8 protein-coding genes and 1 pseudogene are annotated in these 10,287 nt (G+C 45.3%); 5 read left to right on the top strand and 4 right to left on the bottom strand.

Annotated features, from left to right (window positions below; genetic code table 11):
• Positions 1-431: pseudogene (locus tag F557_RS23420) on the top strand (transposase); the annotation flags it as partial.
• Between the two features lie 39 nt (positions 432-470).
• On the opposite strand, the gene F557_RS20720 reads toward F557_RS23420, so the two are convergent.
• Both F557_RS20720 and F557_RS0117595 read right to left on the bottom strand, forming a co-directional pair.
• The gene (locus tag F557_RS20720; protein ID WP_019003522.1) at positions 471-1,160 is read right to left on the bottom strand and encodes an AAA family ATPase; all 690 of its coding nucleotides are present in this window, start codon (positions 1,158-1,160) and stop codon (positions 471-473) included.
• Between the two features lie 203 nt (positions 1,161-1,363).
• On the bottom strand, positions 1,364-2,842 hold the full coding sequence (locus tag F557_RS0117595; RefSeq protein WP_019003521.1) for a L,D-transpeptidase family protein: 1,479 nt from the start codon (positions 2,840-2,842) through the stop codon (positions 1,364-1,366).
• A 545-nt stretch (positions 2,843-3,387) separates the two neighbouring features.
• Here F557_RS0117595 and F557_RS20715 point away from each other — a divergent pair.
• From F557_RS20715 to F557_RS0117580, 3 genes are all read left to right on the top strand, one after another.
• Complete coding sequence (locus tag F557_RS20715; RefSeq protein WP_084761703.1) at positions 3,388-4,173, top strand: metal ABC transporter ATP-binding protein; 786 nt, start codon at positions 3,388-3,390, stop codon at positions 4,171-4,173.
• Positions 4,154-5,032, top strand: a complete 879-nt coding sequence (locus F557_RS0117585; RefSeq protein ID WP_019003519.1) for a metal ABC transporter permease — start codon at positions 4,154-4,156, stop codon at positions 5,030-5,032. Before F557_RS20715 ends, F557_RS0117585 begins: the two co-directional genes overlap by 20 nt.
• A gap of 95 nt (positions 5,033-5,127) precedes the next feature.
• Positions 5,128-6,099, top strand: a complete 972-nt coding sequence (locus tag F557_RS0117580) for a metal ABC transporter substrate-binding protein (RefSeq protein WP_019003518.1) — start codon at positions 5,128-5,130, stop codon at positions 6,097-6,099.
• Between the two features lie 59 nt (positions 6,100-6,158).
• Here F557_RS0117580 and F557_RS20710 read toward each other — a convergent pair whose 3' ends face one another.
• Entirely contained in the window at positions 6,159-7,529 is a 1,371-nt protein-coding gene (locus F557_RS20710; protein WP_019003517.1) for an AAA family ATPase, read from the bottom strand.
• A 557-nt stretch (positions 7,530-8,086) separates the two neighbouring features.
• On the opposite strand from F557_RS20710, the gene ptsP reads away from it, so the two are divergent.
• Positions 8,087-9,808, top strand: coding sequence for a phosphoenolpyruvate--protein phosphotransferase (gene ptsP, locus F557_RS0117570; protein ID WP_019003516.1), 1,722 nt, complete (start codon positions 8,087-8,089; stop codon positions 9,806-9,808).
• A 238-nt stretch (positions 9,809-10,046) separates the two neighbouring features.
• Here the strand turns inward: ptsP and F557_RS22845 are convergent.
• The coding region (locus F557_RS22845) for a hypothetical protein (protein ID WP_044143833.1) at positions 10,047-10,287 on the bottom strand (241 nt) is incomplete at its 5' end.

Genomic DNA, 10,287 nt, shown 5'->3' with positions numbered 1-10,287 from the left:
CTGGAATGTTCATAATTATTTCATCATTACCATACAAAACTGATGAGATTCTAAATGTGTATTATAATCGTCTTATTGTTGAACAATACTTTGATTTAGGGAAAGGACTGAGTAGATTAATGCCGTTAAGAGTTCATAACGAAGAAAGGGTATTAGGACATTTACTTCTTTGTCAAATAGCTGCAACCATGAACTTATATATACAAAAAAAGCTGAATCAGACTTATCTCAATTCAGTTGAATTGTACTTAGGTCTAAGAAATCAAAAGTGTGTAATTTATGCTACAAAAATTATAACAAGTGAAGCCCAAAGTTCTGCAACGCGGCTATATAACAAGTTTAAAATTACCTGCCCTAACTATTACATAAAACATGGTGATGTTTTAAAATCACATAATTCCATACCTAAGGTTAATCCTGACGATGAGTAACTCCAGTGTACAAGATTGTTGCGGAATGAGTGTTTGTAGTTAGAAGATACCCCCGGGAATTTGGGGTAAACTTCTTGTCAATAACATGTCCGTCACAGGGCTGGAAAAATCAGTAAACCTATTTACTAAAAACCAATTTCTTATCTCTTTACATTCATTAATCTTTAATTTTGCACCTAATGACACTATTAAAACCTGTTCTTCAAGTGCAACTTTTATATTCTGCTGACTATTCTCTGGTATCCCTGATAAATCTAATTCATTCTGATCACCACCTCTGTAAAAAACTAATGAATAATCGTCACTTTCTTTATCTTTTTTATTTAGCCACTCTTCCGTAATTCCCGTTTTATTTAGGCAGAAACCGTAATTGTAAACAATCTCTGTTTCATCTTTTGGTATAGAAAAAATCACTTCAAAAGAAGAATCTTCCTTTGCTGATTCACTATCAAACACAAAAGGCGTTGGAGCATATGTCTCAGAATTATCCTTTTCATCACCGTAACTAAAAGAAAAAATGACATAGTTAGACATATACGCAAACGCCTGATACAAATTGGATTTTCCACTGGCATTAGCACCATAAACGGCTGTAACCGGTAAAACTGATTCATCACCAAAAGAAAAAAAGTCGTCTGCGGCATCACCTTTATTCTTCTTCACAGTCAAATTTAAAATTGCCTCATCTTTAAAAGATCTGAAGTTTTTAAAACTAAACTGAAGTAACATCCCAATACCTTACCATCAACTAAAAATCCCGTATGAGACTAAGATCAGTACTATAGTGCCTGACAAATATAGAGAACAAAAAAGCACCTTATGGACCAACCACAGGGTGCTTTCATTATCCAAACTCCGATTTGCCACAAAAGGCCTTTTACCGTCCGGACTTCCGGACATCTGATATCCGGCAGCAATTCCAGAGTGTTATGCTATTCGGAATCACCGGTTTCTGAAAAGTGCCGGGAAACCAGTTCCGGTATTCTGCCAGCCCTGGCGTCAATTCCGTAGACGTCAGGATACTGATAGACCTCGCCGTTCTGCCCGATAAATGCCGTCAGGTATGCCACATATACCGGAATATGGTATTTCACCTGCGCCCACTGGGTTTTTCCCTTCTTAATCACGGCGGCAATGCGTTCCGGACTGTAGGGGGTATCCCTGAGAACATACTCCGCCAGCTCCTTGGACTTTTCTACCCGGACACAGCCCGAGCTCATAGCCCTGGTCACTCTCTGAAAATTTCCCGGAGAGTTCGTGGAATGGAGATATACCGCATCGGTATTCGGGAAATTGAACTTGTAGAGTCCCAGGGCGTTTTTGGTACCTGAAGACTGCACGATTCTGTAACCCGGAAGACCGCTGCGAATCTGGGCATCCGAAAGCCAGGCCGGATCCGCGGCATAACCCGAGGAATCATAGAGAGCCAGTCCGTGCTTTGCCAGATAGCCCCGATCCCGAATCAGCTTCGGAGCATAATCCTTTTTCATAATGGTGGGAGGCGCCGTCCATGTGGGATTAAGAACTACGTTGCTGAGAACGCTGGTAAACAGCGGCGTCTGCCGATCCTTTCTGCCGACAATCACCCGGCTGGACAATACCGACTTGCCGCCGGAATAGACATTGAGATTCATGTCGGGAACATTTACAAAAATGTACTCCCCGCCGGCAGTCAGTACCGGATCCGCCATTCTAATCATGGTTCTGGCGATATTGACCGCCTCCTGATCCCGGTTCCGGAACATGGTCTCATAGGTCTGATATCCCACAATGCCGTCAGCAGTGAGTCCCCGGGCCTTCTGAAAAGCCGTAACGGCATCAGCAGTATCCGCATCAAACACGCCCTCATCCGGAAGAATGGCATCCAGATAGCCCAGAGTCTTGAGATTCTGTCTCAGAATATCAACCTTTTCTCCGGTATTTCCCGGTTTCAGTACCTCAAAATCATAACGTCTGAGTTTTTTCTCGCCTTTTTCCAGAATGCCGAGAAGAGCCGCTCTGTAGGACTCATAACGGGGAACAGGAGGTCTTTCGGAAAACAGAAATGCCGTCAGCCGGTCGGTATCCAGAAGCTCGCGATACTCCTCGCGGTACTTGCCGATATCCATATTTTTGCTAGCGGGGAAACGGAGATACTGCCGATCACTCCATTTGATACCGGCGGTCATCTCCCGGAAGGCTCTGATATAGCCATACCCCTCCATCAGCTTTTCGCCATAGGAAGGAGTATTCTCGCTGGCTATCAGAGAATCGTACATTCTGGCATAGGAACCATTGAAATTTGCCACCGCCAGTTCAAGAAGCTGTGCCTTGATCTCGTTCTGTGCCGCCGTATCAGGAAAATCCTGCGCCTGAACCAGGCCGCCGGCAAGAACCATAATAACAAGACAAAAATACCTTACCAAAAACATTTGGACACCTGTATGCTGCTGACATGCTTCCGGCCGCTTAAAGAAAGACTCCTACAGGAACATCCCTTTGCTGCTTGCCGGTCTCTGCCATCACCCGGCTATGCAGCTTATGCAAAACCGGGATTAATGCGGAACCTCCTGAACCTGTCATAAACGACGGCGCCGAGTCCCGAAAATCACCTCCCATTATAACGGATATTCGCACCAATTCTTCAGCAGGAAAACGTTTTTACAAACATTGCGGCTTCCCCCTGATTTTTGGCAGCATCCCCGCTTTCCGCCGCCTCAGGACCACCATGAAACCGGACCTGATTCCCGCGGTACAGGATAATTCCAGTATGGAGCATGAAAAATTGAACACTTGCAAAACCATTGCACATGGGAATTTTTTCATTAGACAAAAGAAAAAAAGCTCAGATAATGGGGAGATTATTTTTACGGGAGCAGGACATGCACTCATTATACAGTTCGGGAATACTGACAAGGCTTATAGCGGTAATTCTGCTGTCAGCCATTATTTTTGTGCTGGTTACAGGGGTTATCTCATGAAAATCGTGTTTTCGGATATCACTCTGGGATACTACCGGCATCCCGTGGTTCATCATCTGAACCTGGAAATCGGAGCAGGAACAGCCACAGCCATCGTCGGACCCAACGGCGGAGGAAAATCCACCCTCCTCAAGGGCATTATGGGTTTTATCAAGCCTCTGTCCGGCAAAATCATTCTGGAAGACCTGACACTCCGGGACATCGGGTATCTCCCCCAGTCCTCAGCTGTAGACAAAACCTTCCCCCTTACCGCAGCCGAGCTCATCGCCACCGGACTCTGGAAAAGCTCCGGATGGTTCCGGAGAATCACCTCCGCCGACCGCGAGAAAATTCAGAACGCAATCCGCAAGGTCCGGCTCTCCGGAATGGAAAACGAACCTCTGAAGGCTCTTTCCGGCGGCCAGATTCAGCGGGCTCTCTTTGCCAGACTGATACTGCAGGACGCCCGGGTCATTATTCTGGATGAGCCCTTTAACGCCATTGATTTCAAGACCATAAATGATCTCTGGCAGCTGATTGAGGACTGGAAAGCCGAAGGCCGAACCGTAATTGCCGTGCTCCACAACTATCAGATGGTAAGAGAGCACTTCAGTGACGTCATCATGATCTCCCGGGAGCTTATAGCCCGCGGCACCCCCGCCGAGGTACTGACTGAAGAAAACATTACCCGGGCCTTCGGAATGGAAATATTCCCGCACCACAATGCCGGAATCTGCCGGCGCACCCCGGAAAAGCACGATCATCACCATACGGAACATAAAAATGTGGAACATCATCATTGACAATATCTGGGATCCGCTGTTTTCCTACGACTTTATGAAAAGAGCCCTGGTAAGTCTCTTCATTCTCTCCCTGTCAGCGCCGGTTGCCGGTGTTTTTCTGTCCCTCAGAAAGCTCAGTCTCAGCGGTGACGCCCTGTCCCATGCCATCCTTCCCGGAGCAGCAACAGGGTATCTCATAAAGGGGCTTTCCGTTACCGCCATGACTATAGGCGGCATTCTGGCCGGCACTATGGTGATTTTCATGTCCGCCCTGTTTTCCAGACTCAGCAGAAACACCGAGGACAGTTCCCTGGCGGTATTTTATCTGGTAAGTCTGGCCCTCGGTGTTCTTATCATTTCCCTGAGCGGATCCGGCGTGGATCTCCTGAGTTTTCTGTTCGGTTCCGTATTTACCATTTCCGGAGACACGGTGATTTTTCTGGGAATTAATGCGGTTATCACTCTCCTCATTATGGCAGTGATTCTGCGCCCCCTGATTATCGACTCCGTGGATCCCCTGTATCTGGCCTCCGTGAGCAGGTGCGGCCCTTGGGTGCACTTTGCCTTCATGTTTGCCGTGGTCATGAATCTCGTCGCCGGATTCGAGGCTATCGGTACCCTGATGGCCGTGGGAATGATGATAATCCCCGGAATCAGCGCCCGCTTCTGGAGCTTCAGACTCGGAACCATAATCATTTTAAGCGTCCTAATTGCCGCACTGGCTTCGCTGGGGGGACTTCTCCTCTCATTCCACCTGAATATTCCCGGAGGGCCGTCTGTTATTCTGATTCTGGGCGGAGTCTATCTTCTGTCATTCCTATTTGGCTTCAGAAACGGTCTTATTTTTAAGCTTTTTTCACCAAAGCATTACGAATCATAAAACTCGCAACGCCTGGAACAGAAATAGTAACAGTCATAGCTGTTTCAGACTTTGCTACTGCAAAAGAAATCAGCACACACGAGGAGAACACTTCAATGAACACCATAAGCCGCCTGCTATGTATGACTCTCGGTCTGTCATCAGTATTTGCAGCCGGAGAAGCCCTGGCTCAGGTTAATGTGGCCGCCTCCTTCAGCATCACCGAGGACATTGTCCGGGAAATCGGAAAGGATCGGGTAACCGTAACCTCCGTTATCCCCAGAGGCTCCAATCCGCACAGCTATGATCTTCGTCCGCAGGATCTTATGACCCTGGAAAAGGCAGACATTGTTTTTCTGACCGGTCTCGGCTTTGACGATTTCCTGAAGCGCTGGTCTGATACTGCCAAAAACAGGAACAAAATCATCGATATTTCACAGGGAATTAAACCACTCCGCAATACTGAAGGGGACGATGACAGCCATGAGCACGAAGAAAGCCCTGAACATGAGCATGAAGAACATCACCACCATGAACATGAAGGACATCACCATCATCATGGAGGAACAGATCCCCATGCCTGGCAGAATCCCCTGAACGGAGCCATTTATGCGGAAAACATCAGGAAGGAGCTTTGCAAAAAGGAGCCTGATTCCTGCGGCTTTTTTACGGAAAATGCTGCTAACTACACTAAAGCCCTGAAGGATCTCGATACCCGGTACCAGGAACGTTTTTCCGGAATTCCGGAACAAAGCCGCGTTATGATCACCACTCATGACGCATTCAACTATCTGGCGGATCATTACCGGATACAGATTCTGGCTCCCCGCGGGATTACCGATTCTCATGAGCCCTCTGCAGGAGACATTGCCAGAATTGAGGAGTTAATGAAAGAAAAGAAGGTACGGGCGGTGTTCATCGAAAATCTGTCCAACAATACCGCAGTGGAGGAACTGTCACGCAAAAACGGCAACAGTATTAACGGCATTCTATACACAGATTCCCTCACTACCGAACCTGAGGGAAACACCTACCTGAAGCTTATCGAACACAATCTTAACGCCATCTGGAGCGCAATGTCGGAATAGCTTCGCAGGAAATCATATATGAGGCTGGTGCAAAAAGTCAAAAACGAGAATATTAATGGCTAAAATAAGGTTTCCGCTCCCTTGGCTTCCGTTCGAAAACAACTTTTTGCACCGCACTCATTCATAATATTCTCTATAATTTCTGTAAAATCAATAGTCTCGATAGCGCCGTAACGACTAACAAAATAGTTCTTCATATAGTCGCTAGTTTTCCTGACACTTGCTTTCCCATTTGTTCTGAAATCTGACAGTGCATAAAGATCACTGGATTGACTCTCTTTATCTCTTTCAACAAACTTAATCTCATCACGTCTGAGAAGATCATGGTTTAAATATATTGGGTTATGTGTATTAAAGATAAGCTGTGCACCATGTTTATTCACCGTATTATTATGAAAAATCGTAATGAGGTTCATAACAATCATTGGATGCAGCGATGCATCCATTTCATCCATTACCAGAACAGCTCCTTTATGAAGTGCCATAATAATTGCAGGCATGATAGATATAAGTCTCATGGTTCCGACAGATTCTATTTTATTTGCTTCAAGACCAAAAACCTTATCCTGTGATTTCTTAATAACAGAAATCAGTTTCGGAGTATGCGTTTCTGAATCATTCACATACGCAAATTCACTACCAATAATACCAGCCTCTCGAGCAATCTCGTTGATATAATTGTTTATCACAGCATATCCATCGTTCTGCGATATTCTAGGGAAAAAGAAAACCCTGTCAGCAGAATTAACCACAATAAATTCTTCTTCAAACCATCTGCGAATCTCTGCGACAAGTTTTTTGCTGCAGAAGGAATTAAAATCTGTAAACAGCAGCATACTGTCGGAATCAATATTGCTGCTCATGGCCTTTCTGATCTTATCAGTTTTGTTAATTTCGTAACCAGTATTCAGTGAATCAGCAATTACATCTGTTTTAAGTCTGACAACTTCATCCCTGGTTCTTAAAAAAATCAGAGAATCATTGACATATAACTCCTCTCGGTCAATATATCTGTCAACATTCTTTTCAAGAAATGATCCCATAAATAGAGAAATCACATAGCGATATTTCCTGTCGTTGGCAGTAAATGTCACATCAAATCGCACAGGTGCTTTATCGTGTCTAAATGCAAAGGGGGTTAGAAACAATTCGTTACTTACATGATCTCCACTATAATCATCAGGATTATCCCTGATATTACCCCGAAGTATCAGCTGACGGAGACATGACATGGCATTAACCACAGATGTTTTTCCCGCTGCATTGGGACCGTAAATTACCGATACCGACAAGCCAGTCTCAGCCTTTCCAGAAACTTTTTCTGTGAGTATGCTCCAATTCAGTTCATTCATTCGCTTTTCAGGCTTCATATTAAATGCAAAACCATCGCGGAAAGATTTAAAGTTGTCACACGAAAAATTGATAAGCATGTATTTTCTGCCTTTTTAATGCATTACATCCCACTTTACAGTATGAGCCCGGAACATAAGCTGATGTCTAACTTTATTTGACAAACAAATCCTTTAGGACAGGCATTCGATTAACAAAAAAGAAGATTTCAGTCTTTTTAAACATTAACAAATGCCATAATATGGCACATACACCACATTATAACCCAATTATTTACATGATACTTAGTATTTTATGCCAAATACTGGCACTATACTAATTCCAAGTCTGTCAAGCACTTCCATCCATGGTAACTTCAAAATATCGTCCGACAGGTATCATGGTTTTCAGTACCCCTGCCGAATCCATAATAATTTGGAACTCTCTGCTCTTTTAATCATGATAAGCCCCTTTCATCAAATACCGCCCCCTTTCCAATGGATTCAATCTTCATGACGGCATCAGTGTAATTTTTACGTTTTCTGACACCAGTGCCGCAGTGTTTACAGAATCTTTAAAAATTGTATCCCGGATTCTACTAATCAGACTCTAAAAGTTCTATAATCGGGCCTCAGAGGAATAGAGGGAGGGCTCTGCCTTGCGTGATGGATTCGTAATAAAAGAAGGTATTGCCTGCGCACCGGCAATCGTGTTTATCAACACCCCTCTTCATGTCGAAAAGACCAAAATATCCGCCGCTGAAACTGCCGGTGAAATCGCCCTGTATCATGATGCCCGGGAAAAAACCCGGATCTATCTCGAAAACGAGATGCGAAAAACCGAATCCCAGGACGCCCGGGAATTCATGGAAACCTCGGTCATGTTTCTCATGGATCCCTATGTCGAAAAGCAGATATCGGATCTTATTTCAAAGGATCTGTTCAGTGCCGAATCGGCCATTCATCACTGCTACAACAGCTTTGTTCAGGAACTTCTGGACAACCATGATCCCTTCATCATGCACAACGAATATGAAATCCGGAATCTGGCCGAGCACATCATCATGACCCTGAAGCGCAAAAGACCGCCGATACCGGAAATCACCGGGGACTGTATTTTTGTGGCTAACAACCTTACCCCGGCTCAGCTTCTGACTGTGGATAACTCTCATATCAAGGGCGTGATTCTTGAAGATGGCAATACCAACAGCCACATGGCCATTGTGCTCCGCAGTCTGAATATTCCTACGATTTTCAATGTTGAAAACGCCTCCGTAATTATCAAAAACGGCATGAACATTCTTATGGATGCCTATGCCAACAAGATTTACCTGAATCCTCTCGAGGAGCTGATATGGAGCGTGAAAAAGCACGTTCAGGAACGGATTGAATCCGGCAACAGCAACATTGTGGATCCTCTTATCGCCCGCTATAAAACCACCAGAACCGGAGAAAGAATAGAGGTGCTGGCCAATATCGGATCTCTTGCGGAAATACAGGATCTTAAAAACTACCCCAGCTCCGGCATCGGACTGTTCCGGACGGAGTTCCTCTTTATGAATCACACCTCCGATCCCACAGAGGAGGAACAGTTTGAATGCTACCGGAAAATCATGGAATCCCTGCCGGAGCGTTTTGCCGTAACCTTCAGAACCTTTGATTTTTCTGCGGACAAGCTGCCGCTCTATCTGTCAAAACCGGTGCATTACAACTGTACCACCGGCACCGACGAGGACAACATTCTCCTCCGCGACATTGTAACCACCCAGCTCCGGGCACTGATGAGGGCCTCAGCGTTCGGGCATCAGATGCGCATAATGTTTCCCATGGCCGCCGAATACGAAGACTTCGTCCACCTGATGGACCTCTACCAGGAAGCCCGGGAATCTCTACTCAAGGAGGGAATCCGGCCGGGACGCATTAAAATCGGAGTCATGATTGAAACTCCGGCAGCTGCTGTAATGTCGGAATCTCTGGCAAGTCTGGTGGATTTCTTCTCCATTGGCACCAACGACCTCACCCGCTACACGGAAACCTGCTCCCGGGAATTCGCCACCAGACATAACAACGATCTGAGCCCGGCTGTTGTCAGGCTTATCGCCCTCACCTCCGAAAACGCCCAGAAGGCCGGAATTCCGATATCTATCTGCGGCGAGGTGGTTCACGAACAGAAATACCTTCCGCTGCTGTATGCTCTGGGTATCAGAAGCTTTTCAGTGGCACCGTTCTACCTTAACAGCATGCTTTATGCCATTCATACCCTGGACGTCAGGATTCCCCGGGAATTTCAGGAGCGGATCAGAAATCTCCGCACCAGACAGGACGTTATCGACCTTTCCGCCAACCTGCTTAAATCACCGCTTCCTGTTAAAAACCAGTAACAGACGGGGCTTATTCCCGTCATTTTTTCCGCGTTCTCAAAAATACGGGATTCCCTTTGCAGTTATAGCCCCGCTGTTATGGTATAGTTAACCCGTAATTTGATAGGTTTGAGGAATGACAAATGTCCTGGTTCAAATTTAAACTTACTTCTGAAAGCGAACATGTAGCTGTGTTAGCAAATTAAGCTTTGTCTAAAAAATGCTAATAATTCAATTTACATTTGTCTATTTTGTTCAATTAACATTTGGATGTTATTTGAGAGATGTACCTATCGAATGACAGAGAGGGATCTTTGTCCAGGGCTTTTATGAGAATCAGGTACTTCAGCCAGTAATTCCCAAGCTGAATGGTGGAACTGCTGAGTATCTGGCTGAAGTTTTGAGCAAGCCAGTTTTCTCCCCAGAATGTGATGCATTGATCTGCAAGTGTCGGAGAAGTTATAAAAACACCGTTGTTCCTGCGGTATGCTTTTACATCT

Origin of the sequence: Succinimonas amylolytica DSM 2873, assembly GCF_000378405.1 — a bacterium.
GTDB lineage: Bacteria > Pseudomonadota > Gammaproteobacteria > Enterobacterales > Succinivibrionaceae > Succinimonas > Succinimonas amylolytica.
Note: the sequence above shows the minus strand (reverse complement) of the source record. Positions and strands in the feature narration are given on the sequence as shown.